The sequence below is a fragment of the Butyrivibrio sp. XPD2002 genome (assembly GCF_000423945.1).
Classification (GTDB): Bacteria; Bacillota; Clostridia; order Lachnospirales; family Lachnospiraceae; genus Butyrivibrio.
The window spans coordinates 65,876-89,574 of the sequence record NZ_AUIY01000018.1 but is presented as its reverse complement, the minus strand read 5'-3'; the positions used below and the strand labels follow the sequence as shown (position 1 = coordinate 89,574).

Annotated in this window: 30 protein-coding genes; 25 read left to right on the top strand and 5 right to left on the bottom strand. The window is 39.9% G+C overall.

What is annotated here, in order from left to right; all coding sequences use genetic code 11:
* The first annotated feature begins 50 nt into the window (after nucleotides 1-50).
* The 5 genes from G587_RS0110525 (at nucleotide 51) to G587_RS0110505 (ending at nucleotide 2,360) form a co-directional block, all read left to right on the top strand.
* Nucleotides 51-563, top strand: coding sequence for a nitroreductase family protein (locus tag G587_RS0110525; RefSeq protein ID WP_026492207.1), 513 nt, complete (start codon nucleotides 51-53; stop codon nucleotides 561-563).
* A 339-nt stretch (nucleotides 564-902) separates the two neighbouring features.
* Nucleotides 903-1,583: an MBL fold metallo-hydrolase gene (locus G587_RS0110520; RefSeq protein ID WP_035786363.1), complete on the top strand. Its 681-nt coding sequence runs from the start codon at nucleotides 903-905 to the stop codon at nucleotides 1,581-1,583.
* Nucleotides 1,584-1,688: 105 nt separating this feature from the next.
* Nucleotides 1,689-1,919 carry a DUF3791 domain-containing protein gene (locus G587_RS0110515; protein ID WP_026492205.1) on the top strand — a complete coding sequence of 77 codons (231 nt, stop codon included), beginning with the start codon at nucleotides 1,689-1,691 and terminating at the stop codon, nucleotides 1,917-1,919.
* Nucleotides 1,906-2,136, top strand: coding sequence for a hypothetical protein (locus tag G587_RS0110510; RefSeq protein ID WP_026492204.1), 231 nt, complete (start codon nucleotides 1,906-1,908; stop codon nucleotides 2,134-2,136). Before G587_RS0110515 ends, G587_RS0110510 begins: the two co-directional genes overlap by 14 nt.
* Nucleotides 2,121-2,360 (top strand): hypothetical protein, encoded by a 240-nt coding sequence (locus G587_RS0110505; RefSeq protein WP_026492203.1) that lies wholly within the window; start codon nucleotides 2,121-2,123, stop codon nucleotides 2,358-2,360. The genes G587_RS0110510 and G587_RS0110505 overlap by 16 nt, the downstream gene beginning before the upstream one ends.
* A 114-nt stretch (nucleotides 2,361-2,474) precedes the next feature.
* Here G587_RS0110505 and G587_RS0110500 read toward each other — a convergent pair whose 3' ends face one another.
* Nucleotides 2,475-3,011 (bottom strand): hypothetical protein, encoded by a 537-nt coding sequence (locus tag G587_RS0110500; RefSeq protein WP_026492202.1) that lies wholly within the window; start codon nucleotides 3,009-3,011, stop codon nucleotides 2,475-2,477.
* Nucleotides 3,012-3,159: 148 nt separating this feature from the next.
* Here G587_RS0110500 and G587_RS0110495 point away from each other — a divergent pair, with 148 nt between their 5' ends.
* The 10 genes from G587_RS0110495 to G587_RS22345 all read left to right on the top strand — a co-directional run bounded on the left by G587_RS0110495 (nucleotide 3,160) and on the right by G587_RS22345 (nucleotide 9,727).
* Entirely contained in the window at nucleotides 3,160-3,846 is a 687-nt protein-coding gene (locus G587_RS0110495) for a DUF4230 domain-containing protein (RefSeq protein WP_026492201.1), read from the top strand.
* The gene (locus G587_RS0110490; RefSeq protein ID WP_026492200.1) at nucleotides 3,836-4,603 is read left to right on the top strand and encodes a hypothetical protein; all 768 of its coding nucleotides are present in this window, start codon (nucleotides 3,836-3,838) and stop codon (nucleotides 4,601-4,603) included. Before G587_RS0110495 ends, G587_RS0110490 begins: the two co-directional genes overlap by 11 nt.
* A 99-nt stretch (nucleotides 4,604-4,702) precedes the next feature.
* Nucleotides 4,703-5,800: an RtcB family protein gene (locus G587_RS0110485; protein ID WP_081679415.1), complete on the top strand. Its 1,098-nt coding sequence runs from the start codon at nucleotides 4,703-4,705 to the stop codon at nucleotides 5,798-5,800.
* Nucleotides 5,800-5,976 (top strand): hypothetical protein, encoded by a 177-nt coding sequence (locus G587_RS25460; protein ID WP_155829497.1) that lies wholly within the window; start codon nucleotides 5,800-5,802, stop codon nucleotides 5,974-5,976. Before G587_RS0110485 ends, G587_RS25460 begins: the two co-directional genes overlap by 1 nt.
* Before the next feature lie 74 nt (nucleotides 5,977-6,050).
* Nucleotides 6,051-6,269, top strand: coding sequence for a hypothetical protein (locus G587_RS0110475; protein WP_035786395.1), 219 nt, complete (start codon nucleotides 6,051-6,053; stop codon nucleotides 6,267-6,269).
* Between the two features lie 27 nt (nucleotides 6,270-6,296).
* Nucleotides 6,297-7,139 (top strand): alpha/beta hydrolase, encoded by an 843-nt coding sequence (locus G587_RS0110470; protein ID WP_026492197.1) that lies wholly within the window; start codon nucleotides 6,297-6,299, stop codon nucleotides 7,137-7,139.
* Between the two features lie 37 nt (nucleotides 7,140-7,176).
* A complete protein-coding gene (locus G587_RS22350; RefSeq protein ID WP_081679411.1) occupies nucleotides 7,177-7,908 on the top strand; it encodes a C39 family peptidase in 732 nt (243 codons plus the stop codon).
* A gap of 15 nt (nucleotides 7,909-7,923) precedes the next feature.
* Nucleotides 7,924-8,550, top strand: coding sequence for a hypothetical protein (locus tag G587_RS0110460; protein WP_026492196.1), 627 nt, complete (start codon nucleotides 7,924-7,926; stop codon nucleotides 8,548-8,550).
* A 38-nt stretch (nucleotides 8,551-8,588) separates the two neighbouring features.
* Entirely contained in the window at nucleotides 8,589-9,140 is a 552-nt protein-coding gene (locus tag G587_RS0110455) for an NAD(P)H-dependent oxidoreductase (protein WP_035786360.1), read from the top strand.
* A gap of 80 nt (nucleotides 9,141-9,220) precedes the next feature.
* Entirely contained in the window at nucleotides 9,221-9,727 is a 507-nt protein-coding gene (locus G587_RS22345) for a metallophosphoesterase family protein (RefSeq protein ID WP_051200956.1), read from the top strand.
* A 169-nt stretch (nucleotides 9,728-9,896) separates the two neighbouring features.
* Here the strand turns inward: G587_RS22345 and G587_RS0110445 are convergent, their stop codons facing one another.
* Entirely contained in the window at nucleotides 9,897-11,114 is a 1,218-nt protein-coding gene (locus tag G587_RS0110445; RefSeq protein ID WP_026492194.1) for a DUF3298 and DUF4163 domain-containing protein, read from the bottom strand.
* Nucleotides 11,111-11,578: a hypothetical protein gene (locus G587_RS0110440; protein WP_026492193.1), complete on the bottom strand. Its 468-nt coding sequence runs from the start codon at nucleotides 11,576-11,578 to the stop codon at nucleotides 11,111-11,113. Before G587_RS0110440 ends, G587_RS0110445 begins: the two co-directional genes overlap by 4 nt.
* 261 nt (nucleotides 11,579-11,839) lie before the next feature.
* Here G587_RS0110440 and G587_RS0110435 point away from each other — a divergent pair, with 261 nt between their 5' ends.
* Entirely contained in the window at nucleotides 11,840-12,217 is a 378-nt protein-coding gene (locus G587_RS0110435) for a glyoxalase/bleomycin resistance/dioxygenase family protein (protein WP_026492192.1), read from the top strand.
* Nucleotides 12,218-12,975: 758 nt separating this feature from the next.
* On the opposite strand, the gene G587_RS0110430 is transcribed toward G587_RS0110435, so the two are convergent.
* Nucleotides 12,976-14,250 carry a leucine-rich repeat domain-containing protein gene (locus G587_RS0110430; RefSeq protein ID WP_026492191.1) on the bottom strand — a complete coding sequence of 425 codons (1,275 nt, stop codon included), beginning with the start codon at nucleotides 14,248-14,250 and terminating at the stop codon, nucleotides 12,976-12,978.
* A 682-nt stretch (nucleotides 14,251-14,932) separates the two neighbouring features.
* Between G587_RS0110430 and G587_RS0110425 the strand changes: the two genes are divergently transcribed.
* Complete coding sequence (locus G587_RS0110425; RefSeq protein ID WP_026492190.1) at nucleotides 14,933-15,919, top strand: guanosine polyphosphate pyrophosphohydrolase; 987 nt, start codon at nucleotides 14,933-14,935, stop codon at nucleotides 15,917-15,919.
* Nucleotides 15,920-16,107: 188 nt separating this feature from the next.
* Here the strand turns inward: G587_RS0110425 and G587_RS24430 are convergent, their stop codons facing one another.
* Complete coding sequence (locus tag G587_RS24430) at nucleotides 16,108-17,490, bottom strand: BspA family leucine-rich repeat surface protein (RefSeq protein WP_026492189.1); 1,383 nt, start codon at nucleotides 17,488-17,490, stop codon at nucleotides 16,108-16,110.
* Between the two features lie 139 nt (nucleotides 17,491-17,629).
* Here G587_RS24430 and G587_RS0110415 point away from each other — a divergent pair, with 139 nt between their 5' ends.
* From G587_RS0110415 to G587_RS0110380, 8 genes are all read left to right on the top strand, one after another.
* The gene (locus G587_RS0110415; protein WP_026492188.1) at nucleotides 17,630-18,679 is read left to right on the top strand and encodes an SGNH/GDSL hydrolase family protein; all 1,050 of its coding nucleotides are present in this window, start codon (nucleotides 17,630-17,632) and stop codon (nucleotides 18,677-18,679) included.
* Nucleotides 18,680-18,796: 117 nt separating this feature from the next.
* The gene (locus G587_RS0110410) at nucleotides 18,797-19,489 is read left to right on the top strand and encodes a response regulator transcription factor (RefSeq protein ID WP_026492187.1); all 693 of its coding nucleotides are present in this window, start codon (nucleotides 18,797-18,799) and stop codon (nucleotides 19,487-19,489) included.
* Between the two features lie 98 nt (nucleotides 19,490-19,587).
* Entirely contained in the window at nucleotides 19,588-20,550 is a 963-nt protein-coding gene (locus tag G587_RS0110405) for a HAMP domain-containing sensor histidine kinase (protein WP_196812560.1), read from the top strand.
* A 14-nt stretch (nucleotides 20,551-20,564) separates the two neighbouring features.
* Nucleotides 20,565-21,422, top strand: coding sequence for a CPBP family intramembrane glutamic endopeptidase (locus G587_RS0110400; protein ID WP_026492185.1), 858 nt, complete (start codon nucleotides 20,565-20,567; stop codon nucleotides 21,420-21,422).
* 191 nt (nucleotides 21,423-21,613) lie between these two features.
* Nucleotides 21,614-22,483, top strand: coding sequence for a CPBP family intramembrane glutamic endopeptidase (locus G587_RS0110395; protein ID WP_026492184.1), 870 nt, complete (start codon nucleotides 21,614-21,616; stop codon nucleotides 22,481-22,483).
* A gap of 236 nt (nucleotides 22,484-22,719) precedes the next feature.
* Complete coding sequence (locus G587_RS0110390) at nucleotides 22,720-22,977, top strand: hypothetical protein (RefSeq protein WP_196812559.1); 258 nt, start codon at nucleotides 22,720-22,722, stop codon at nucleotides 22,975-22,977.
* A gap of 86 nt (nucleotides 22,978-23,063) precedes the next feature.
* A complete protein-coding gene (locus tag G587_RS0110385) occupies nucleotides 23,064-23,462 on the top strand; it encodes a hypothetical protein (RefSeq protein WP_026492182.1) in 399 nt (132 codons plus the stop codon).
* 5 nt (nucleotides 23,463-23,467) lie between these two features.
* Nucleotides 23,468-23,686, top strand: a complete 219-nt coding sequence (locus G587_RS0110380; protein WP_026492181.1) for a hypothetical protein — start codon at nucleotides 23,468-23,470, stop codon at nucleotides 23,684-23,686.
* Nucleotides 23,687-23,699: the final 13 nt, after the last annotated feature.

Here is a 23,699-nt window from a genome sequence, read left to right as displayed (position 1 = left end):
ATATTGCATGCAATCTAATAGAACTAAGCACAAAAAGCAGGAGGATAAAGATGGAGTTTAAGGAAGTAGTTAAAAATCGTTACTCATGCAAGAAGTACAGTGAAAGAAAAATAGACAGAGCAAGACTTAATAATATCCTCGAGGCAGGAAGACTTGCACCTACTGCAAAGAATCTTCAGGAGCAGCACATTTATGTCATTGAGTCTGAGGAAGCACTTGCCAAGATTGACAAGGCAACACCCTGCAGATACGGCGCACCTACAGTTCTTGCTGTCGCTTTTGATAAGAACAATGTTTTTACATATCCGGGTGAGAAAAGAGATTCCGGTATAGAAGATGCATCCATTGTTGCAACACATCTGATGCTTGCAGCATATGATGAGGGCGTTGACAGCTGCTGGCTCAATTTCTTTGACCCTGACAAGCTTGCTGAAGATCTCGGTCTTCCTGAAAATGAAGAAATCCTTATGCTTCTTGATCTTGGATATGCTGCCGAGGGCGCGGGTCCGCTGGACAATCATAATAGCAGGAAGCCTTTGTCAGAGACAGTGAGTTATATTTGATGATGGTTATTTTGTTGCTTTTGCTGGGCTCTTAATGAAGGGCGTCAGGAATTGAATAATATCATACTTGCTATTAAGAGCTGTGGCTTTTGTCATGGCTCCTTTTTTTGTATTATGGGGTATGGGCGCGCCAATACGCGAGGAATGCTGCCAAATCAGTAATGTCACGTAGGCTCGGATTATAAGGGATAGTCCTACTTGTCAAAAGTCCTTATTGTTAGTATGGCGCGTAGCCCAGAGCAAGTTTAAGCCCCTTGAAACCAGTATAAATGCTGCTGGCAGGAGGATTTTTCTGTATAATAAGAGGAAGTTAGACCAAGCAACAAACGGGAGGGTATTATGGGTTGGAAAAAGATAGATGACAATACTTATCAGTATGATGAAGAGGGAGTAAGGTTTTTCCTGGTAATTGGTAAGGCGAAGGCACTTCTTATCGACAGCGGAATGCAGACAAGAAATGCCAAAGAGCTGGCGCAGGAGATAACAGAACTGCCGATAGGTCTGTTCAATACACATACGGACATTGACCATATAGGAAGTAATGATGAGTTTGATGAAGTCATGATTAACCCGGCAGAGCTCGTAAATTACGATAAATCCTATACCTGGCAGAATATCATACCTGTTTACGATGGCGACGTTATCAATCTTGGAGAAAGAGAGCTTGTTGCAATAGCACTTTCCGGCCATACTCCTGGGAGTACAGGACTCCTTGATAAAGATAGCGGAGCGTTTTTCAGTGGCGATCCCATTCAGGATGGCAGGATCTTCATGTTTGGTCCCATGAGAAACATGAGTGCCTATATTCATAGCCTTAAAAGACTTAAGCAACATGCACCGGATATAAAGAATATCTATCCCTGCCATGGTACCTGTCCAGTTGAATTCTCAATAGTAGATAAACTGATAGATGGTGCAATAAGGGTAGAAAAAGGGGAAGTCACTTCTGAAAAAGCTGAACTGTTTGGACAAACAATCAGTGTTTACAATATTGGTGCTGCAACATTTTTAGGGAATTGACAGATTGTCCAAGAATAATTGTCATAACACGAAATGATCAGCCACTATCAGAACTCTTTTGTGATAAAATTAATTGGACAAATAGCAATCTTGAAAGGATAAGATATGTCAGAAAGAATGCAGATAGTATTCATGCAGACACGAATTGCGCGGCTTGCTTCTGAAAAATGGAATCTTCCTATTGGTAAGATAGGAGCCATCTTTAAAAAATACGATGTATTTGGCTACATAGAAAAAGGTTTTGGCATATTCCATTGTGAAGGGGATGAGGCTGTCTTTTATGACGTGAATGACTACCTTACAAGAAAGGGGTTTGGAGATAATGATAAAGCTTGATAATGGAATGACCCTTTACCATGGTAGTTACTGCGAAGTGAGTAAACCTGATCTTTCAAATGGAGCTTTTGGTGAGGTTGGAAGTGATGAAGCGGATTCATTGTGTATTGGAAGACTTCTTCCTGAAAGGTTAAAAGACCAGTTTTGCTTCAGATCTGATAAAGCATTAAGTGCACTTGAATTTGTTCAAGGAGAAAAGATATGGCTGAACAAGTAATTACAAAGGATATGCTTGATTATACCGTCGATTCGCTCATAGCCATGACAGTAGAAGAGCTTTCTAGCAAACTAGATATGCCTGAAAATGACATACTCGCAGATTTTCTGCAGTCAAAGACATGTAAGCTTTTATATGATACTGATCTGAAAATATGGTGGGAAGGCCCAGTATATCTGTCACAGATGTATATGGAAGAAAAGGGCATAGAGATAAAAGACTAATTTATTGTATCTAAAGGTTCTGGCGAGTGCTGGAACCTTTTTTAAGTTAAATGCGAAAAATTGAGGAGGGTTAGTTGCACCCTCCTCTTTTAATTACAAATATCGAAATCTGTATTATCTGAATCGCATTCTGGTCATGTCGATTGTTACCCCTGTATCTTCATCATCGTTTACACAGTCAAAAATTCTAACACCATCCATTGTCATGATAAGGACATTATCGAGATTTTTATCATTTAGAACATATACATAGGTATCCATGTCAAAATTGGAATATTGGCCGTAAAAGAGCTCGCTCATATCTCGCATGCTCTCAACGGTGCTATCCCAAAGATCTTTATATTCAGCATTGGTTTTGGCCATTTCAGCAAAATCAGCTATACCATCGCCCCATAAATCAATAACTACGCAATCTTCATAAACTCGAAATTGGAATTGGTCTTTGCCCCACTTGTTACTGATCAATGTCTCTGTATAGGTATTCAATTCATCAAGGGTGTAATTATTTGGGTCTATGGTAGGTGTGGAGGATGCGTCCTCTTCGATAGTATCAATGTCGGCTGCGGGAGAAGAGGCATTTACTTTGTTTGTAAATGTGATCATAATAAATGCAGCACATAAAAATAATGACAAGATTCTCTTTGTTTTCATAAGCCATGACCTCCTGTTTTGGTGGAAAAATGGTGTTACAACAGGAAAAATGCATGCATAAATCCATAAGCTAACAATAGCAGTTACATGTTAAAAGTCGGTTTCGAGAATCTTAAATTTACATTAAAATCTAACCAGAAAGGACAACATGATGAACGTATCAGAACAGACTAGAAAATATGTCAGCTTAGGTTTCATAGCCATTGCTATCATTGCAATGATATTTCTTATGGCAGGCTATTATAAGGACAAATCCGCTTCCACGGATACTTCTGAGGAGAACACTCCAATTACCGCAATGAAAGACAAAGAGGATAAAGTACTTGTTTCCATCAGCACGGAGACAATACAGGACGGCCTTGCAAATATGGGTATCCTCATGACGCAGGAATACTACTTCACACAGGTGGAGAACTATACCAAGGAGACGAAGATATTCAAATTCATTCCGTCAGAGTCGGGATTTGTTTACAGCTATGATGGGAAAGTAATGGCCGGAATTGATTTTGAAAAGATCACGATTTCCAAGGATGAAGACAAAAAGCACCTGACAGTAGAGCTTCCTCATTCTGAGATACAGGCGACAACGATAGATAAAGACACATTTAAGATATACTCTGAGAAGGATTCTCTTTGGAATCCGATAAAGCTTGAAGATTACAACATGTCCCTTGCAGAATTTGAAGAGGCTGCAAAGGCAAAAGCCCTTGAAAACGGTATTCTCGAGCGCTCAGATGATCAGGCAGAGAGCCTTATCAGGAACTTCATAGGTAATTTCCCGCAGGCATCGGGGTATGACATAAGTTTTGAATGGAGGGATAGCAATGAATCTTAAGAAAGCGACGCTAATAGCATTCTTTTTACTTATAGCAGTTATTTCTTTTACAAAAATAGCACCATGGGCCGGCGATCCCGCTAACCACAAGCATTCCATAGAGCAGACGGATGAAAAGATATCAACCGTAATGACTCTCTCTGCAGGTGCTGCAGGAACCTCCGCAACACTTTCACTCCTTCCGGGGGATATGTGCACACCTATTGCTGAACAGCTCGCGGAGCTTGCAAAGTATTTCATGGTGATACTCAGCGCACTTTACCTTGAAAAATTCCTTATAAGCCTGTCAGGTTACATAGCATTTTCGGTTCTTATACCTGCAGCCTGCATAGTTATATGCGCAGCGGTATTATTTGGAAAAAAGACGTGGTACAACGTTGCAGGAAAGATCGCCTTTTTAGGACTTATCATTTTCATAATTGTCCCTGCAAGTGTCAAGCTATCTGACATGGTTTATAAAACACAGGCTGACAGCGTAAATTCTGCAGTTGAAGAGTACAATGACCTGGATATCGAAGGAGAAGCAGAGGGTGGAATATTCAGCGAGCTTACATCAATAACCAGCAATACCGTGGACAAGGTCACTTCTTTTCTTAGCAGTCTCCTTGAAACCCTCGCAGTAATGCTGGTTACTACATGCATCATCCCGATACTTGTGCTTGTGATTTTATTCTGGATTGTAAAGGCAATCTTTTCGTCAAACGTACTTACGATTGACCCGGATTCACTAGAGCGATTAACGAAAAAGCTGGACTGATCAACATTTTGGAAGGTTTTTGCGCGCATTTTTGCTAAGACACCACACGGAGGGTTTGTTTTGATACAAATAAATGGAAAATACTCAGATGCCATGATCATGTGCATTGGAGATGAGTCTGATGGAAACGTGGATCAGTATACCATCGCACAGATAAAGATGATCTGTGACACTGAGGCTGCCAAGGGCAGCAATATTAGAGTAATGCCGGATGTTCATCCGGGAAAGGTTGGTCCCATCGGACTTACCATGATAGTAAAAGATGCGGTAATTCCTGCACTTCTGGGCATTGATATCGGATGTGGAATGAGCATGGTAAAGATTGGAAAGGTAAGAAAGGATTTTCAGAAGCTTGATACCGTGATCCGAGAGAATGTGCCGGTGGGCTTTGGTATTAGAAGTACAGCGCATTCCAAGGCTGCAGACTTTGACCTTGCAGAGCTTCTTTGCGCTGAGCACATAAGATATGAGAAGGCCATGCTCAGCCTGGGAACCTTGGGCGGTGGAAATCACTTCATTGAGATTGATGTAGATGATGATGGCGAGGGATACCTCATAGTTCATACCGGTAGCCGTCATCTTGGAAAAGAAGTGGCAGAGTACTACATGAGTGAAGGCCATGAGTACCTTAAGAAGCACGGAAAAGAGGATATTCCCTTTGAACTTACATATCTCACCGATGAACTCCTCTCAGACTATCTGCATGACATAGCAGTAGTCCAGGAATACGCCGACCTGAACCGCAGTATTATCATAAGAGAAATTGCTAAGGGAATGAAATGGAAGTGTCAGGAAATCCATTCATGCATCCACAATTACGCAGACTTTGATGGAAATGAGCCCATCCTTAGAAAGGGCGCTATCTCCGCCAGGAAAAATGAAGATGTAATCATCCCCATCAATATGAGAGATGGCGTGATTCTTGGAAAAGGAAAGGGAAATGAAGAGTGGAACTGTTCTGCACCGCACGGTGCCGGAAGGCTTACTTCAAGGGAACAGACCTTAAAATCCCATACAGTATCCGAGTTAAAGTCATCCATGAAGGGCATCTATTCAAGCTGCATCAGCAAGGACACACTGGATGAAGCACCTTTTGCATACAGGAATATCGATTACATCAAGGATGCCGTAGCAGAAACTGTGGACATCACAAAGATCCTCAAGCCTATATATAACTACAAGGGAGGTAATGCGTGATGATAATGCAGATTAGTTCAGGCATGGGGCCTGTAGAATGCAGGGTTGCAGTAGGCGGAATCTTCCAGAGTTTACAGAAGGAGTACCCTGAGATTCTACTTGATTTTTTATGTAACGACCATATTTCTCCCCAAAAGGGAAATAAGGTCTTGTTTTTTTCTCTATATAATATATAACAGATAACAGTTTGTATGTAGAATATAAACATAAACAAAAACACTTGTTTATTCATAAAAGGATGGTGATGAACATGTTACTGACATTTATTTTTTACATTTGCTTACTTGGCATGGTTGGAAAGCTCATAGGATTTGCTTTTAAGTTCTCATGGAGCATAATAAAGATAGCTTTCTATATTGTATTTTTGCCGTTTATTCTTATAGCAATGGTTGTTGGTGGACTGCTTTACCTGGCATTCCCTATACTCATAATAGCTATGATAATCGGTTTTGTGGCAAAAGAAGCATAATCGGGACAATATTCATGAGGAACTGTTATGTATAGATTTAATACTAAAGGTATACGAAGCAAAAGAACATCAATAAGAGTTAATGGTCTTAGAGTTCCGCTCCTTATTTTGCAGCCCATATCTAAACCCAAGAATGCGCCCGGAGTACTGTGGATCCATGGCGGTGGTTACATGACCGGAATGAAAGAAATGGCCTACATAGGCAGAGCTGCCGATCTTGTAAGAAACCATGGCGCAGTTGTAATAGCTCCAGGCTATCATTTATCCTTGTTCCACCCTTATCCGACGGCTCTTAAGGATTGCTACGGAGCTCTTTTGTATATGAAAAAACATGCAAGGGAGCTTGGTATAAACCCAAGTCAGATAATGGTCGGAGGCGAGAGCGCGGGCGGTGGCCTGGCTGCTGCTATTTCAATGTACGCAAGGGACAAAGGAGAGGTTAATATTGCATTCCAGATGCCACTTTATCCTATGATCGACAATTTCGATACGGATAGTTCCAGAGATAATCATGCAAAGGTCTGGAATACCAGAAGAAACCACCAGGCATGGGCTGTTTATCTCAGAAAAAATGCCAAAAAGGAAGTATCGCCTTACGCTGCTCCCGCAAGACAAAAGGATTACTCAGGGCTTCCACCGGCATATACCTTTGTATGTACCACAGAACCCTTCTATTGCGAAACCCTTACATATATCAACAACCTTAAAGCCGCAGGAATACCTGCTAAAGTTGATGTATATGAGGGGTTATATCATGCCTTTGACATGAGTGAACCTGATAGCCCTGCAGGGAAAGCGGCTATCAAAAGCTATAATAAACATTTTGCTTATGCAAAAAAACATTACTTCGCAGATCAAAAATCTAAATAACCAGAAAAAAATCAGCTAAATACATAACGGAGATGGAATGAAAAAAAATAAACACGCAAAAATACCAATCGTAATATTGAGCATAATTGCACTCTTTTTCACAATAGTTATCATCGCTTTAGTAAGCTTAAAAATAAGGACATCAGCAATATTAGATGATTATTCATCCATTTTTCAGGATAGCAAGTATTCAACACCGGTATCTGTAGATGGTGTTGAAGTCATAAAACAGGATATTTCCTGTGGATATGCCGTAATAGAAATGTTCAGTACATGGAGTGGCAAAAATGTTACTGAGGAAAGTCTGTTTTCTGATTATGGAAAAGTAATAACCTCAACGGGAGAAGCTTTTTGTGCCGAAATGAACAAGCAGTTCCCGGAATACAAAACCACCATTCATAAGTACATGAAAAATACTGAACTTATCGACGCTGTCTACAATAATCTGGCTAATGGTATTCCTGTTCCTTTCGAGTGGGCAGCTCTTTATGGAGACGAATGGACCCTTCATTACTCACTGATAACCGGCTTAGATATTCCAAATGACAAAGTGGTTATTGCCAATCCTTATGGATATGTTGAGGAAATATCTGTAGAGGAATTCCTAGATAGAACAAGCTTTGAAGCTTATAAAGATATGCCTTGGTTTCTTAAAATGGGCTTCGCAATAGGAATGTTTGAGAAAAATACCGTTTTCACTGTGGAATCAGAGGGGGCTCTTCGCGCTCAGGGAAGAATTATCGCGGTAAAAGTGAAGGATAATATGTAATATACTGGAGAAAAAATGAAAAGAATTAAACTTATAACAACAGGCATACTTGGCCTCAGCTTATTAGCGGCTTGCGGGCCATTAAAAAATCAGACAAGCAATGAAAACGATGTTGCCCATAAAGCTTTTGAAAAGTTTGTATCAGGAGATACCAGTCTTCTTGATTCATCAAAGGATCAATGGTTTGTCCCTGAATTTTCCGAAGAAGCTTTTGATTATGAGTACACATTTTTGGACCTTGATGGCGATAAAACAGACGAGCTTCTGATTCAGATGGAAGATGATCCGGGCGCTTTTAATTCTGTATTTCATTATGCAGATGGAAAAATTGTCTGCTGGTACAGTGACAGTGTAGAAGCGATCTGCTATAGTTATCCGCTTAAAAACGGCCTGATGGTTGAGGAATATGATTACGGTGACCAGATATCTTATGATATCTACTGTTATCAATCGGCAGGAGAGAAAGAACCTGTAAATCACCTTTTTGTCCAGGAAGAATTTTCAAATTCTGACTCTGAATCGAACATTCCGGAATATAAAGTTATGGATAAAGACGTCACAAAGGAAGATTTTGAAAAGGAATTAAAGGAATCTGTCACTGACTATCTTCTGGATCGATCCGACTGGAAGAAAATTGGATAATAACGTATAGAAAAGCAATCAAAAGAAAGGAGTATCCTATGATTCTATTTGTTAATGCCTGTGTTCGCAAGGAATCAAGAACTCTCAGATTAGCTAAGCAGCTGCTTGCTACTCTCGAAGGCGAAATAAAGGAAGTAAAACTGGAAAATGTAAAATTCCCTATCGTAGATGAAGAGTTCATAAATCATCGAGAGGATTTGAAAAATGCAGGAAAATACGATGATTCCATGTTTTCACTTGGGCGAGACTTCGCGGATGCGGATTTAATAGTAATAGCTGCTCCTTATTATGATCTATCATTTCCTGCCATGCTTAAACAGTTTTTTGAGCAGATCAATGTCCTTGGACTGACATTTACCTATTCGGAAACCGGCACTCCTATGGGGCTCTGCAAGGCAAAGAAGCTGTATTACGTAACAACAGCCGGTGGACCGATTTTATCTGATGAACCCGGATTCGGGTATGTAAAAGCGCTCGCCAATAATTTTTACGGAATAGACGAAGTATACCAGATTAAGGCCGAGGGCCTTGATATTATAGGCGCTGACGTGGAGGCTATTCTCAAAGATGCCCATATAGAACGAGGCTAAAATTGTAGGTGAAACTAAAAAGGCATTGTAACAGCTTGAGTAAGGTTTTTGTAGGCTAATAATATATCGGAGATATCAACATGAACGTAAAACTCTTAGTAATATCTGATTCACATGGTTATCCTGGATTTGCCAAAAAGGCGATCGAGAAGGAATCTCCCTTCGATATCCTTGTCCACTGCGGAGATATTCAGGGCTCCATCACTTCCATAACAGGAGACAATCCGCCCTATGAAGTAAAGATAGTCCGCGGTAACTGCGACTTTGGGAACAGCCTTCCACTCGATGAAGAGTTCAAGGCTGGCTTCTTAAGCGTATGGGCAACACATGGAACTGCCTACAATGTCAAATATGAGGAAAACCTTAAGACTTTAAAGGAAGCAGCAAAGTCAAGACACGCTGACCTTGTTCTCTTCGGGCACAGCCACTATGCTGAGATAGTAAAGGACACCGAAAACAACATCACCCTTGTAAACCCCGGAAGCATCTGCTATCCCCAGGTCTCAGGTGATAAAGCGACTTATGCCGTTATTACGATTACGGATGATTATGAGATAATCCCGGAGATTAAAAAGATAGAAGAGTAATTACAATTGCAGAATCTTCTTCAAAGCTTCAGGCGATATATATTATTCCTTCAGGAGACGGAAGCCTTGTAGGAACTGCGCACTACACTTACGAAAGCGCAGAAGGTTTTGGACACAGATTTTCCTACATGATGAATACTCTTAAAATTAATTAAATATCATCTTCACACTATCTGCCCATCAAATCCCTTCCCCAGAAGGCATAAGCAGGATATGCGGTATAGCCATCCTTCAACTCCTCCGCAGATCTCTCGCAGGTTCTTATGCTGACTGGACGGGGATTTCCATCTGTGACTTCATACACGAAAAGCTTGTAGGATTCATCCTCTTCAGGAAGAACTACATATATGAAAGCCTTTCCATCCTTTTGGTGGACGTAATAATAATCTACCATTATGCCTGAATTCTTGATATCTGCAATGAAATCCAGAGTGATCCCATTTTCATCAGGCTTGTCACTACCTGCATAAACCGTATGCGATGTCACATAATAGCTATCTGCAGCGGGAATATACTTTTCATCAATCACGCTCTCATACTCGTCATATCCAAGAACGACGTCCGAGGCGCCATAGTTGTAAGAAGTAAGCTCGTAGACATTGAAGATAAAATGCAGACCATCACCTGCAAAATACCAGTTATATGGCAATTCTGCATTTTCATCGTCCGAAGTATAGGAGCTGACTGGCTCGAATTTATAATGAGAAAGCGTATTATCCAGGTTCATGAACTGGTTTTCATCCTCTTCAGTTGCATATAGCTCCTCTGCCAGAATCCTTCTCAGCTCGTCCTCGGAGCACTTTAAAACATCTCCGATTCTCAGCTCTTCTCCAGTCCTGGTATCATAGGTGCAGCCATATTGTACAATATTATCGTGAGGGCCACCGTAAAACTCATCAATCGTAGTCGTTGTACTGACCAGTGTATCATCCGCACGAATCACATTAACATTTTCATAGTAATAATATGGCCCGATGAAGGGTCGGTCGTTGTCGATAGCATCCTCGTAGGCAGCTCTGGCTTGCTTAGTCACTTCCAGGGTAGTCTTTTCTAAATCTGCAATCCTGGCATCCGCATTCCTGCTAATAGTCCTATAAAGCGCCGAAGCAGTTTCCGCATCGTCCATCATGAGAACAGCATATTTTCCCTCAAAAAGCTCTCCTTTAGAATAGTCATTTTCAGGATTAGAAAATGTCTTGTTGCCATCATAAGAGGATTTGACCTCTTTATAGGCAATCTTAAAACCGTAATCCCAATCCTCTGATTCCCTTTTAGTCTGCTGTATTACGCCAACAAAATTATCCGCAGCGTTGTCGATCATACCACAGCCGCTTACAAGTATAGATGCTGCTAATGATACCCCTGTCAAAATCGTCCTTCGTTTCATATTACGTAGCTCCTCATTGAGTCTTCAATTTCCAATTTCCTTTTTTCTGAAACTGTTATTGCTATGAACGAAATGATGGCTGCCAAAAATACTACTATAGCCAGAGCTCCAAACACCCAAACGGCTTGTTCGTATGATTCCCGGCTATCTTCAGAAATATTCATGGTTACAGGATTAATCCAAACACGTGTCAGGTCTTCATCAGGGCTTGAACTACAATCTATTCTACGCTTATACTCCTGTCCCTCGTACGTATAAACAATAGTATATTTATACCTGGTAGATGAATATCGACCACCATTATATTCCCAGACATCGGTTACATATGCGGGGACTTCAACATATGAAACCAGAACTTTTGAATACCAATTACTGCATGCGCTAAGTACACACATAATCAACGCCTGAAACAGCAAAAAACCTGATATTATCAAACGTACTTTCTTATATCCAACCTTTTTCAATTCCTTTATTCCTCCTTAGTACCTTATATTGTGCTACATTATTTAAACAGCTATCGATGGAAAAATGTTGCATTGATCGTTGTTTTCATGAAGCAGAAGCAGAATTGTTGCATATATAGCACTACTTTTTCTTGCAACAGAGCATTTTATAAAATTTTAATTTAGGAAATTTTAATGGTGGGTTTGTTTTAATGATGGGTATAAAGGCTTATAGTTTTAGATGTTATTGAATTATATTGAGTTATAAGAGGAGGGATGACCATGAATATTACAACATTTGATCCACTTATCGTATCTAAAGATGCAGATTCAGCAATCTCAGTCTTCGAGGCACTTGGATTTGCAAAGACACATAGCCCGGTTACTCAGACGGGAAGCGGAGAAGTATCAACTGCTCGTATGAAAAATGAGGAAGGCTTCCACATAGATATAGCACAGGTGGACGAAGTTCCGCAGGATTATGTGATTATTCGTATGAATGTAGATGATTTTGATGCAGCGTATAATATTCTGAAGGAACATGGATTCACCAATACCCGTGGAGATGATACTTTGGATACACAGAGCTCCAAGGAAGTAACAATGGTTTCACCTTCTGGATTTAGAATTGCACTTGTAAAGCATATAAAGAGTGAATGATAGAGGTTTATGAGTGGGAGAGCATCGCTGGTTGCGATGCTCTTTTAATTGGATCAGAGAGGGTTTATCTTCAAGCGGGGCGGGAGGTCAATCAGTCAGAATAATTCTTCGCGAATATACGTAACCGTCTCCTCAACATGCATTCCGCAGAGCAACCGATTAAGAGATAATTGTCAGAACTGACGTAATCTCTTCAATATCGTAGTGACATAAGTGTCATAACAAGGCAATAATAGGACGTAAATGCCACAATTCTGTTGACCAATATGGTCGATAACAAATTCCTCTTTTGGCTGTTTTGAAAGAAACTCCAGATGAGTTTTTGAGTGTTGACCAAGCGGAACTATAAGCCTTTTGGGTTTTAAAAAATGATACAGAGCATTTTGATTAAAATTGTACAAGAATAGACAGAAATTAATATCATATTTGCATTAGATATTTCTGTTTAGTCGATTAATGAAAGAAGGCTGGCACCTTGTCACGGGAGTTGCCAGCCTATGTGTTTGAAGAAAAGTTTTCTATTCTTATGAGGGGGTTAAGAGAGGGGGTACTCTCTTAATTGAGTATTATCATAACTCCCAAATCGTAAGAGAAAGTGACTGTTTTGTGTAAAAACTGTGAAAATAGATATGGTAAAAATTGAAAACTTATTAAAACTTATTAAACTGACACTAAGTTATTAAAAGTTATTAAAGTCGAAGGAATAATAATGGAGCGGGCCATAGGCTCGCTCCATATCATATCAACTATCTGAACAATTAATTTACAGACCAGGTAGGCTTATAACCAATCTTTTTCTGCTTGAAAACATTGATTGTAGCTGCTTTAGTCTTTGCGTTAGATATTTTAACCTTTACCTTAAACTTTTTATTTGTTCCGGCAAAAGCGTTCTTTGCAACGCGGCTCTTCTTGGTGAGCTTTTTAGACTTTACAGTGAGCTTTTTGAACTTCTTGCACTTGTAATATGCCTTTCTGCCGACTTTCTTTACCTTCTTGCCAAATTTAGCGGAAGGAAGGTTTGTTCTTTCAAATGCGGATTCGCCGACTTCTTCAAGATCAGCGGGAAGGTCAGCTTTATTAAGCTTTCCGCAATTAGCAAATGCGCCCTTATCAATCTTCTTAACGTTCTTTCCAAGATTTACTTTTTCAAGTGAAGGAAGGCCCTTGCATGCTTCTTCTCCGATTTCATCAACGTTTTCACCGACCTTGATTTCCTTGATCTTTTCTTTGCCGGGAGCGTCTGCGAAAGCTCTTTTAGCTACTTTTGTTACCTTATAGGTGTTGCCATCGGGAAGAACTACCTCAGATGGAATTTCCTCAGTTTCCTTTACATTTGCTGCATCTGTAGCGGGCTTTTCATAGGTTATTTCGCCTGTGTTGCCATCCTTCTTTGTTACCTTGTAAGTGGGAGCTTCTGCAGTAGTTTTGCCTTTTTCTGATACTTCATCATCAACTTTGACGTCGGTGGGAGTATCGGGATCAGGAGTATTCTCGCCATAAACAATCTTGGTGCCATCAATTTTGCCATTCTCAACCTTAAGATGTCCAGCGGTTACTGCTTTTTGAAGGGTCATTTCTGTGGAAGACATAAATTTGGTAATTTCTACAGTAGAGCCTTGAGTCATTTTTATCGTTACACACTCAGTTTCGACGCTTACTTTAGGAAATGTGTTATTTCCTGATAATTCTATTGTCTGATTAGGACTAAAAATCCATATTCCGGTGTCACCAACATCAGATATAGTAATGCCTTGTTTTATTTTTAGCGTGTTATTTGAATACTCCATTATGGCTTCTGGACTTGCTACGTTTAATAAACCAAAGCCAGATATATCATATTTACTTGTACTAGAGTCATTATTATGAACCGCACCATCATAAACATAAAAATTTGTCGATACCGATACATCATCACCTGCCAATACTCTCGTCGGCATAGCTACCATGCACATGCTCAGCGCTATAGCGAAAGCCATAACGCCACTAAGAATTCTCTTAATCATTTTGTTGTTACTTTTCTTTCTCTCACTCATAAATTAACCTCCTATAAGAAAATGATATATAAAAAACCATCAAGAAATATAAGCGCAAATTACGCCTAATTTTCTGATGGCCATTTATAACAAAGTTGAATAGCACATTTTAAACATACGTGTCAACCTCTGAAATATAATTTCACAAAGTCTCTATTCGCAGCAAAATAATTATACATAATATTTTCCTTAAAAGGTCGTATCTATAATTTTTTAATAATCATTTCATATTGTATTAATATCAAAAAAGCGGCTCGAAAGCCGCTTTTTGATTCTTCCGAAGTCTTAAGTGAAACACGCGTCACTCTTACTACGGAAATATTAGTACTTTCAGGTGAAGCATCGCCACCGAAGTACTTATTTTAGATAAGATTCAGACCTTTTGCTCCGGTAAAGCACACGCTGCCTTTGCGATGGGTCTGTAGTTGTTTAAGCAGGTTATCTCCCCCTCATGAGAAACTGATAAACAATTGTGTGTCGTCCTTATCTGTTTATAAGTATACAGGGGGTTGTCCAACAGATGTCCAATAAGGCGGAATTTTATCCATGCTGGCGAAAATCATAAAAATTGTGTTATCATATTGGTAGAGAAGGCAAAGGCGCTTAATTACGGCATCTTTGCCCTTTTTTATGGGAATTTTGCAGATAACGACATTAGGTCATGGCAAAGAAGGGGGAGCTTATGGTTTCACTGAATGATTATTTGTATAAGGGTGACACGGTTCTTAAAATAATAAGGCTGTATTCTGAAGATTTGAAAAAGTCTTCCATAGAAACCGGGAATACAGTTGATATGTTTCATAGCAATTTTCTTTTGAGAATGGAGGAGCTTCTGGTACATAACGACTTCCTCACATCCCAGTCGCAGAGGATCAGGGAGCTGTATAAGTACATGACAAAAGAATATCCGCAGCTGGCCTTTACTTTCAAAGGAAGAATCAAATCCCTCATCAGAGCGGAAGAGAAATTCAATGCGTATATTGTCGAGACTATCTATGATTACTATAAAAAGAATGGGACATATCCGGAATTGTCTCAGATAAAGGGCAGGATAGAACATTTCAGGGATCTCATTGCTTACCGTATCGTGATTTCCATGCCTAAATGTCATCTGAAGGAAGGAGATGACCGCGAGAAGATAGAGCTAAAGAGCCTTTATGAGCTTGCAAACATGATTCCGGACTTCCTTGAAATGCGCGGTTTTAGTGCAGAAGTATCGAATTTCAACGATGGTATTTCGGAAAAACTCGATGACCATGTACGACCTTATTTTAGGGACTATATATATAATCCAAGTCCGTATGGCTATCAGTCACTCCACATTACTCTATATGATAATGAGTCAAGAAGTTATGTCGAAGTGCAGCTTCGCACAAAGGACATGGATGATTATGCAGAGATAGGCCCCGCTAACCATCTTGGTTATGAAAAGCGCCAACAGGAAGAACGTGCAAGAAGAGACAAGATTCCACAGGGTGAAAACATTTATTTTGATGAAGCCTATGAGCGAGGAATGCTCCTTCAACAGCTTGACCTTTCTAAGGTTGACGTCAACATGTTTGGTGCAATCAATAACAGTCTGATAAATGATGGTTGCGGACTTTATAGAGGCAGACTGATTCTGCCATTTGAGCATTTGTCACGTTTTCAGAATGATGTTATTGATTAAATCCGAGAATACTGTAAACGGAGATTCGCGTATTATTTAACGGCAATTTAGTACCGCCATCTTTTATTTTTCATAAGAATAGTGGATAATTATAATAATTAAAGTTAGGTATTTGCGAAACTCGCCGTGCGCGTTCGCAATCTTTAATTTAGACAAGGTTGTAAAATGAGGAACACTAATGAAATATATTACTTTACCACAGCATTAGTCTGTTTCTTAAGCTTTTTAATGAGCTTTTGTTTGGATTTTCCTTTTACTCCCTTGACCGTGATCTTGGCATTCTTGTGAAGCTTTTTAAATGCATTTTTGCCCACCTTTAAGGACTTATTTGCGGTAATCTTTACTTTCTTTAGCTTTTTGCACTTATAGAATGCCTTTTTATCGATCATTGTTACATTTTTGCCAATAGTAACAGATGATATTTTCTTATTTCCTTTGCAGGCATTGGCACTAATGGTAGTTACGGGATAGGTTGTTCCGTTGACTGTAACATCATTTAGGGAGGCCTTCTTTACCTTGTCAATTTTAGTGACTGTAGCCATGCCGTTAATATCGATGTAATAAGTAACACCGTTAATAGTAACAGTCATGGGAAGAAGAGACTGACCATCTGCAGAAGGATTATCAACCCTTGCAGAAGGAGATTTTTCCTCATCCTCATCGGAACCGTCTACGGGATCAGGGTCTTTTTCAGGATCTTTATCCTTTTCTGATTTATCAATGTGGTCCACGAAGAGGTATCGGTGGATTGCTGACCCTTGCAAAAAGTAATCGTAGCGTGCACCTGAATCAGGTTTGCCATCCTTGTTATCGTCTAGTGCTACTTTTCCAATCTGATATTTTGATTTAGTATCCGCATTATAATAGAATTTGCGGTTTGTTTTAGCGGGACCGTCCACATACTTCAGATTCTTGCAATTTCCAAGGAAACTGCCTGCTTTTTCTGCAGGAACATTTGTAAGATCAAAACTTCGAAGGTCAAGGTGTTCCAGACTTGTGCAGTCACAAAACATTTCCTGGACATCAGTTACCTTTGAAGCCTTAAAGCTGCTGATATTGACGCTATTAAGGGCCAATGAATTTGCAAACATTCGATACATATTTTCAACATTGGATGTGTCGAAATTTGACAGGTCAAGTGTTTTGAACATACCACAATATTCAAACATCTGAGACATGTCTTTTACTTTGGATGTATTGAAGTTGCTAACATCTAGACTATAAAGTGAAGGACAGATCAGGAATACGGAGCGCATATCGGTAACCTTGGAGGTATCCAGTGTGCTTACATTCAGCTTCCTTAGATTTGTGCAAAAATGAAACATCTCACACATGTTGGTAAGATTTGGTGTTCTAAACTGACTAAGATCCAGTTCTTTAACTCTTCTGCAGTATAGGAAAAAACAGGAGCCACTAGTCATGGGAGTAGTGTCAATTATGTTTTTTCCAAAATCGATAACTTCAGCTTCTTTAAAGGCGCGGAACATGTCTCCGGAGTTGGAATTGAAACGTATCTTATTTGTTTGGCAGCACACATATACGGTTTTCTCCGTAATGTCATAGTATGCCATAACTCCATCTCCGACAGACTTTTGGCGAAGCTTATTTGCAGGCTTTCCGGGCTCCTTTGCAAAAATTATCTTCTTGCTATATATGGTACTCAGAATTACAATTTTGAAGTAACTGGTGTTTTTTTGGAGGATATGGAAAATGGAATATAAATTATCAGAAATAGAAAATAAGCGTATATGGGGAAGATGTTCATCATTAGATGATTGTACGGCATTGTTCTGGACCGGAAGCGGAATAGAAGTAAATGTAAAGGCCAGATATTTGTATGCAGATATAGAGGCTACTTTTGGAACGCTTGAGTTGTGGCTGGATGTTTTTATTGATGATGCGCGAATAATGCATTTCCCCTTGATGGAGGGCAGGCACAGATATCAGATAATGCGCGGCTTTGATAAGGCTCATGCTACTAATGTCAGGATCGCGAGAAGCACTCAGTCCATGATGGAGGAGTGTGCCTCTGTGATCAAAATATTCTCTTTTGACACTGACGGGGAGTTCCTTCCGGTGCCGAAGAGAAAGTACAACCTTGAATTTGTGGGTGACAGCATTACATCAGGCGAGGGAGCGTTTGCTCTTACGCGTGAAGAATGGATTCCCACGGTGTTTGACAGTGTAAACACCTATGCATATATGACTGCAAAAATGCTTGATGCGGATTACAGCATTCTAAGTCAGAGCGGACAGGGCCTGTTTGCTTCCTGGGATGGTAGTACCGAGTGCTCACTTCCGAAGGTATATCCCTATGTATGTGCTGCGCAGATAGCTGAAGATGCCAAAAAGCTGGGATGCATGGATAGTTGGAACTTTACAGATAATGAGAAGGATGCCGTTATCATCAACCTCGGCACGAATGACAGTAGTGCAATGAAGCTGGACAAATGGAGCGAAGATGAATTCCTGCAGAATTTTAGAACCTGCGGAATCGATTTCCTTGAAGCTGTAAGGAAAAATAATCCGAAATCCAAGATCATCTGGGCATATGGAATGCTGGGAAATGATATGGAAGAGTATGTATCTGAGATCATAGATACATTTAATGCAGAAAATGATGATAACGTTGTATATCTACGTCTCCCGGATTGTACAGGTATTCACGTAAGTGCAAGGCTTCATCCGGATCCGGAAGGACATCGTATAGCGGCAGAAGTACTTTCGGACTGCCTTGGAAAACTATTGCCCCAGACATAAGAATATGGGAAGAGCAAAGATTGGTTAAGGTTACGTTAAGATTCACTTAAATGTACAGAAATGACTGAGGGGTATTATAAATTATAAAAATGAAAAAGTGGGTTAGAGGGAGTATATATGGCGGATAAAAAGTACAAAGTGCTGGTCGTTGACGACGAGCCTCAAATAGCAGGACTTTTAAAAGTATGTCTTGAGATGCATGGAATGACGGTAAAGGAAGAATATGATGGTAGCAAAGCCTATGAACTGTTCAATTCCGAACAGTTTGATCTGGTCATCACAGATATAATGATGCCTGTCATGGACGGGTATGAGCTGGTTGAAAAGATAAGGAAGCAGAGCAATGTACCGGTGCTTTTCCTGACCGCAAAGGGTGATGTATTGGACAGGATAAAGGGACTTAATCTTGGTGCGGATGATTATATCGTAAAGCCCTTCGATCCCATGGAGGTCGCTGCAAGAGTGTTATCAACCCTTCGCAGATGCTACGGTTATGACCGTCAGGAGGAAGGGAAGGAGCTCATTTGCGGGGCGCTAAAGCTCAAGCCATCATTGAAGCGCCTTTATAAAAATGATGAGTCCGTTGAGCTTACGGCTCTGGAATACAGAATGACCGAATTTTTCATGAGTAATATCGGACAGGTCCTCACTAAGGATCAAATATATGAGGCAGCATGGGAAAGCGACAAATTCCCGGACGATAACAGCATTATGGTTGCCATAAGTAAGCTGAGATCGAAAATCTCTGACGGAGAAAATGATTATATCCACACCATCAGAGGGCTGGGATATCGGATGGAAGAAAAATGAGACTTAAATATAAAAGAAAACTCCAAACATTCCTGATAATTATTCTGGCATATGTTTTTTTACTTATCCTATTTATAGATAAAATCAGGGAGTTCCTGATGGGAGTCATAGACGGCTTATATGGCGGTCAGGGTATGAGTAAAGATCTCGGTACTCAGATCACCATGGCCAGCATGATTGTGACCTACCTTCTTTTCTGGGGACTGTCCAATATTTTGGAAAAGAATATTTCGGAACCTGCCAGAAAAATAGCAGATAACATGAATCTGGTAAGCTCTGGGAATCTTGATGTGCAGATGGAAGTAAAGGACAGCTTTGAATTTGCAGAGATGGAAGAAGCCTTCAACCACATGGTTTTGAAATTAAAAGAGGCTCAGAGTATCAGAGAGCAGAATGAGGAACAGAACAGGCAGTTATACGCCGGGATTGCTCACGATCTGAAGACTCCCATGACTATGGTAATGGGCTATGCCAGACTTCTCAAGGAGGAGGATATCTCTGAGGATGACAGAAATCACTATCTGACTATAATCGAACAACAGATAAAAGCTGCCAATGTCCAGCTAGAAGACATGCTTGAGTATGCAAAATACGGAAGCACAGACTATAAGATTTTCCCGGAAGAAGGCAATATTGCGGGTTTTCTTCGTGGCATTCTTGCAGATATGTTCTACAGATTTGAGGACAGGAAAATAATTCTTGAGCCTGAAATACCGGACAAAGTCATCTGCAAATATGACACTGAGCAGATGAAGCGTGTTTTTACTAATTTGATCAATAATGCCATAAGGCATAACCCTGAAAATACTACCTTCAGGGTATCAATAAAAGAGGAAAATGGCGTAATTATCAGCTTTTCAGATGATGGTCCGTTTCTGGAGGAAGACCTGAAGGAGCACATTTTCGAACCCTATAAGAAGGGGAAAAGCGGTGGCAGCGGACTTGGATTATCAGTAGCAAAAAGAATTGTCGAGCTTCATGGCGGAAGCCTCGAATATAATGAGAATTCGGATGATGGCTACAAAAGTTTTGTAGTTACTTTACCCTTGGAATGGATGTAGAGAGGTAAAAAAATATGGAAACAAAAAAGGAAAACAAGGTTAAGACAGTAATGGAGGCAGTAGCAATAACACTGCTTTACCTGCTGATACAACTGGCGGTATCAATCATTATCAGTCTGGTTGTATCCCTGGCCATGTCTGCAGACAACATGGATAAGGAAGCCTTGCTCAATAGTATTAATGCCATGCAACCGCTTATGCTATTCATTTCGAATTTAATCTGTACAGTATTGTTTGGAATTTGGTATTACCTGGGATATGTAAGAAAAGACAAGCTTGCCGGAACTTATGAGCCCTGGCATGAGAAAATGTGTGATGCAAAAGTCATTGCTTTTATAGTGTTTTCATCACTGGCAATAGGACTTTTTGACAGACATATTGCTGATCTGATAATAATGATATCTCCTGAAAGCGGTGAGTTATTATCCACCATAATGTCAAACGTTTCGGAAGTAACTCCCATGAATATCACATCAATGGTTATATTATCAGCTATGGCAACGGCCTTTGCCTTTCCGGGTATTATAATGCAAAAATTCAAGAAATCCTTCGGGATGGCGGCCTGCATAATTATACCTGCCATACTGTTTGCTGTGTTGATGCTTAATCCGGTGCAAACAATTTACGGAATCCCATTTGGCCTTGTTATGATGTTTGTTTCTTACAAGTTTAATTCAGTCGTACCGGGCATGCTGGTGATCCTAATAAACAATATCGGAGCGATATTACTGAATCAGATATTTTGTCCGGGGCTTCCACCGGTTGTAAGTGCGTGTTGTGTTGTTATTTTCCTTGCACTTTCAATTTTTATGTACAGGAAAATGCCCTTTTCAAGTAAAGATACAAAGGATATTCCCTCACAGAACGAATAAAGATTTGAAAATAATGTAAAAATAAGGTTACGTTAAGATTTACTTCAATCTGCGGAAATGATTTCGAATTATCATGTTTTCATCAGGCAAAGGAAAGCGTGCAAACATGATACGGAATCGCCTGTAGGATTGAAGTATTTTTTTAACCTCAAATTGATAACAATAATTTTATAAGAAAAAGGAGAATGAGTATGAAAACAACAAAGGGAAGTAAAGCAAAAGCAATATTCGTAGCACTGGGAATTGTGCTCCTGTTTTTGGGAATTCAGGGAGTGATCGGAGCTGCAGGATCAGTCGGAGCGTCTTATATACATTATGCTCAGACAGGAGAAACCTTTAAGGATCAGGCAGAATATATGGATTACATTTCCGAAATCTTAACTGTATTACAGTTTGTTGGAGAGATTGCCTGCATTGCAGTATTCGGACTCTGGTATTACTTTGGATCCGTAAGAAAAGATAAAAAGCAGGGAACCTATGAATCAGGTCTTAAGAAGATAGCAAATGTAAAGTCAATCGCATTCCTTGCCAGCGCTGCACTTGGTTTCTATGCATTTGTATTAATAGTTTCCAATGTTACTGCAGCCCTTATCCCCGGAAGCAGAGAGCTGCTTGGTCAGATTATGGGACTTATCTCAGGTGGAAATCAGGTTATCGCTGTACTTACAGTAGCACTGCTTGCTCCCTTCGCCGAGGAGCTGGCATTCAGAGCAGTAATGCTTAAGAACTCAAAGCAGTCTTTTGAAATTGTAGGTTGTGTCATCCTCTCAGCAGTGATGTTTGGACTTATGCACATGAACCCGCTTCAGAGCATATATGCAATGCCCATGGGACTGGCACTTGCATTCGTAGCTTATAAGTATAATTCAGTAGTTTCTGCAATCATTATGCATGCTATCAATAATACAGTTGCTATTGCATTACCTTCACTTATGGGAAGAGCTCTTAGCAATATTGAAGCAGCTATTATGTGTGTAGTGTTTCTGGCACTTGCTGCATTTATTTACAAGAAGCTGCCCATAGAGACTAAGCAGACCGAAAATACAGAGGTTGCTGCATAATTCATAAAAAGTACGAGGCTGCCGGCAGAAATAGATAGTAATAAAGCCCCTTTCTAAATTGTAAAAATTATTCAGCTTTGTATATAGTTATAGCCGTTCCATTTGGGATGGCTATAATTTTTTTGGATGAAGGTGCGACAAATTCCTCATCCCATCTGTATAATAAGTAGATAAGAAAAGAAAAGTGGATAAATTCATTATTACGAAAGAAATTTTTAGGAGGAATCATGGGAGGAATGTTCAGTTTACTAATTGGAATTATGGGTCTTATTATTCTGGCTGTGTTTCTGGTTATCGCAGCTATTCTTGTAGGAGTGGTTATAACTGGCCTAATTGGCGGCACCCTTCTTCTTGTCACCGGCAACCATTTTTCAAAGGATACAAGAAAAAAGATGGAGAGCCGCATCTGCATAGGTGTGGGAATTGTTTTCCTTATACTTGCAGGGTGCTCTGCAGGAATCATAGTTAATTATGTAATAAAGCTATTTGGTTAAAGTGTATTGGTACACATCAGAAAAAAGATAATTAGGCGTTTGCGAAACGCCTAAATAATTAAAGTATATGGGAGAGAAGCAGAAGAATGGCTAATAGTTGTTATTCAACAATTTTCGTAAACTATGGGGATGCCGACAGGGATATCCTTACACGACAGCTTAAGATGCTAAAAGAGAAATTCCATTCATTTATGGTGCTTGTGATAGCATCGGAAGCAGACAGCCAGTTTTTTGATGAAAATGTAGGACTTTTCGAAGATAGAATAGAGCTGTCAGGCAGAAATGCATCAGAAGCCGTGATTGAATACTGTCAAAATGAACATATGTCTATGAAGGAAGCGACGTATGTTGGCGTGCTTTCTGATGGAGATACCAGGCTAAAGGATAAAGAATTTACAATAAAGGACCCAAATGAGATGGCTGAGTCATATAAGAAAGCCATGGATATGCTCCAGAAAATGATAAATCCGTTAAAGGGGAACTAAGAAAAATGCATGTGATAAAGAGTGTTATAAGAATTCTACTTACAATAACAGCCGTTTTGCTTATATTTATCGGAGTTTACTTCCTTTTACATGGTTCGTTGGAAGCGTATCCTACGGATGAGCAGACTGGAAAAAGCGTAATAGTATCAGTAGTCTTGATAATCCTGGGACTGTTGCTCGGATTATCAAGTCTTCTGTTCAGAAAAGCCAAAGCAGTGCACTAAATTCGATTTCTGA

Coding starts and splice junctions, on each gene's coding strand:
- G587_RS0110525 (WP_026492207.1), top strand. CDS start 51: ATGGAGTTTAAGGAAGTAGTTAAAAATCGTTACTCATGCAAGAAGTAC.
- G587_RS0110520 (WP_035786363.1), top strand. CDS start 903: ATGGGTTGGAAAAAGATAGATGACAATACTTATCAGTATGATGAAGAG.
- G587_RS0110515 (WP_026492205.1), top strand. CDS start 1,689: ATGTCAGAAAGAATGCAGATAGTATTCATGCAGACACGAATTGCGCGG.
- G587_RS0110510 (WP_026492204.1), top strand. CDS start 1,906: ATGATAAAGCTTGATAATGGAATGACCCTTTACCATGGTAGTTACTGC.
- G587_RS0110505 (WP_026492203.1), top strand. CDS start 2,121: ATGGCTGAACAAGTAATTACAAAGGATATGCTTGATTATACCGTCGAT.
- G587_RS0110500 (WP_026492202.1), bottom strand. CDS start 3,011: ATGAAAACAAAGAGAATCTTGTCATTATTTTTATGTGCTGCATTTATT.
- G587_RS0110495 (WP_026492201.1), top strand. CDS start 3,160: ATGATGAACGTATCAGAACAGACTAGAAAATATGTCAGCTTAGGTTTC.
- G587_RS0110490 (WP_026492200.1), top strand. CDS start 3,836: ATGAATCTTAAGAAAGCGACGCTAATAGCATTCTTTTTACTTATAGCA.
- G587_RS0110485 (WP_081679415.1), top strand. CDS start 4,703: ATGTGCATTGGAGATGAGTCTGATGGAAACGTGGATCAGTATACCATC.
- G587_RS25460 (WP_155829497.1), top strand. CDS start 5,800: ATGATAATGCAGATTAGTTCAGGCATGGGGCCTGTAGAATGCAGGGTT.
- G587_RS0110475 (WP_035786395.1), top strand. CDS start 6,051: ATGTTACTGACATTTATTTTTTACATTTGCTTACTTGGCATGGTTGGA.
- G587_RS0110470 (WP_026492197.1), top strand. CDS start 6,297: ATGTATAGATTTAATACTAAAGGTATACGAAGCAAAAGAACATCAATA.
- G587_RS22350 (WP_081679411.1), top strand. CDS start 7,177: ATGAAAAAAAATAAACACGCAAAAATACCAATCGTAATATTGAGCATA.
- G587_RS0110460 (WP_026492196.1), top strand. CDS start 7,924: ATGAAAAGAATTAAACTTATAACAACAGGCATACTTGGCCTCAGCTTA.
- G587_RS0110455 (WP_035786360.1), top strand. CDS start 8,589: ATGATTCTATTTGTTAATGCCTGTGTTCGCAAGGAATCAAGAACTCTC.
- G587_RS22345 (WP_051200956.1), top strand. CDS start 9,221: ATGAACGTAAAACTCTTAGTAATATCTGATTCACATGGTTATCCTGGA.
- G587_RS0110445 (WP_026492194.1), bottom strand. CDS start 11,114: ATGAAACGAAGGACGATTTTGACAGGGGTATCATTAGCAGCATCTATA.
- G587_RS0110435 (WP_026492192.1), top strand. CDS start 11,840: ATGAATATTACAACATTTGATCCACTTATCGTATCTAAAGATGCAGAT.
- G587_RS0110430 (WP_026492191.1), bottom strand. CDS start 14,250: ATGAGTGAGAGAAAGAAAAGTAACAACAAAATGATTAAGAGAATTCTT.
- G587_RS0110425 (WP_026492190.1), top strand. CDS start 14,933: ATGGTTTCACTGAATGATTATTTGTATAAGGGTGACACGGTTCTTAAA.
- G587_RS24430 (WP_026492189.1), bottom strand. CDS start 17,490: ATGGCATACTATGACATTACGGAGAAAACCGTATATGTGTGCTGCCAA.
- G587_RS0110415 (WP_026492188.1), top strand. CDS start 17,630: ATGGAATATAAATTATCAGAAATAGAAAATAAGCGTATATGGGGAAGA.
- G587_RS0110410 (WP_026492187.1), top strand. CDS start 18,797: ATGGCGGATAAAAAGTACAAAGTGCTGGTCGTTGACGACGAGCCTCAA.
- G587_RS0110405 (WP_196812560.1), top strand. CDS start 19,588: ATGGGAGTCATAGACGGCTTATATGGCGGTCAGGGTATGAGTAAAGAT.
- G587_RS0110400 (WP_026492185.1), top strand. CDS start 20,565: ATGGAAACAAAAAAGGAAAACAAGGTTAAGACAGTAATGGAGGCAGTA.
- G587_RS0110395 (WP_026492184.1), top strand. CDS start 21,614: ATGAAAACAACAAAGGGAAGTAAAGCAAAAGCAATATTCGTAGCACTG.
- G587_RS0110390 (WP_196812559.1), top strand. CDS start 22,720: ATGTTCAGTTTACTAATTGGAATTATGGGTCTTATTATTCTGGCTGTG.
- G587_RS0110385 (WP_026492182.1), top strand. CDS start 23,064: ATGGCTAATAGTTGTTATTCAACAATTTTCGTAAACTATGGGGATGCC.
- G587_RS0110380 (WP_026492181.1), top strand. CDS start 23,468: ATGCATGTGATAAAGAGTGTTATAAGAATTCTACTTACAATAACAGCC.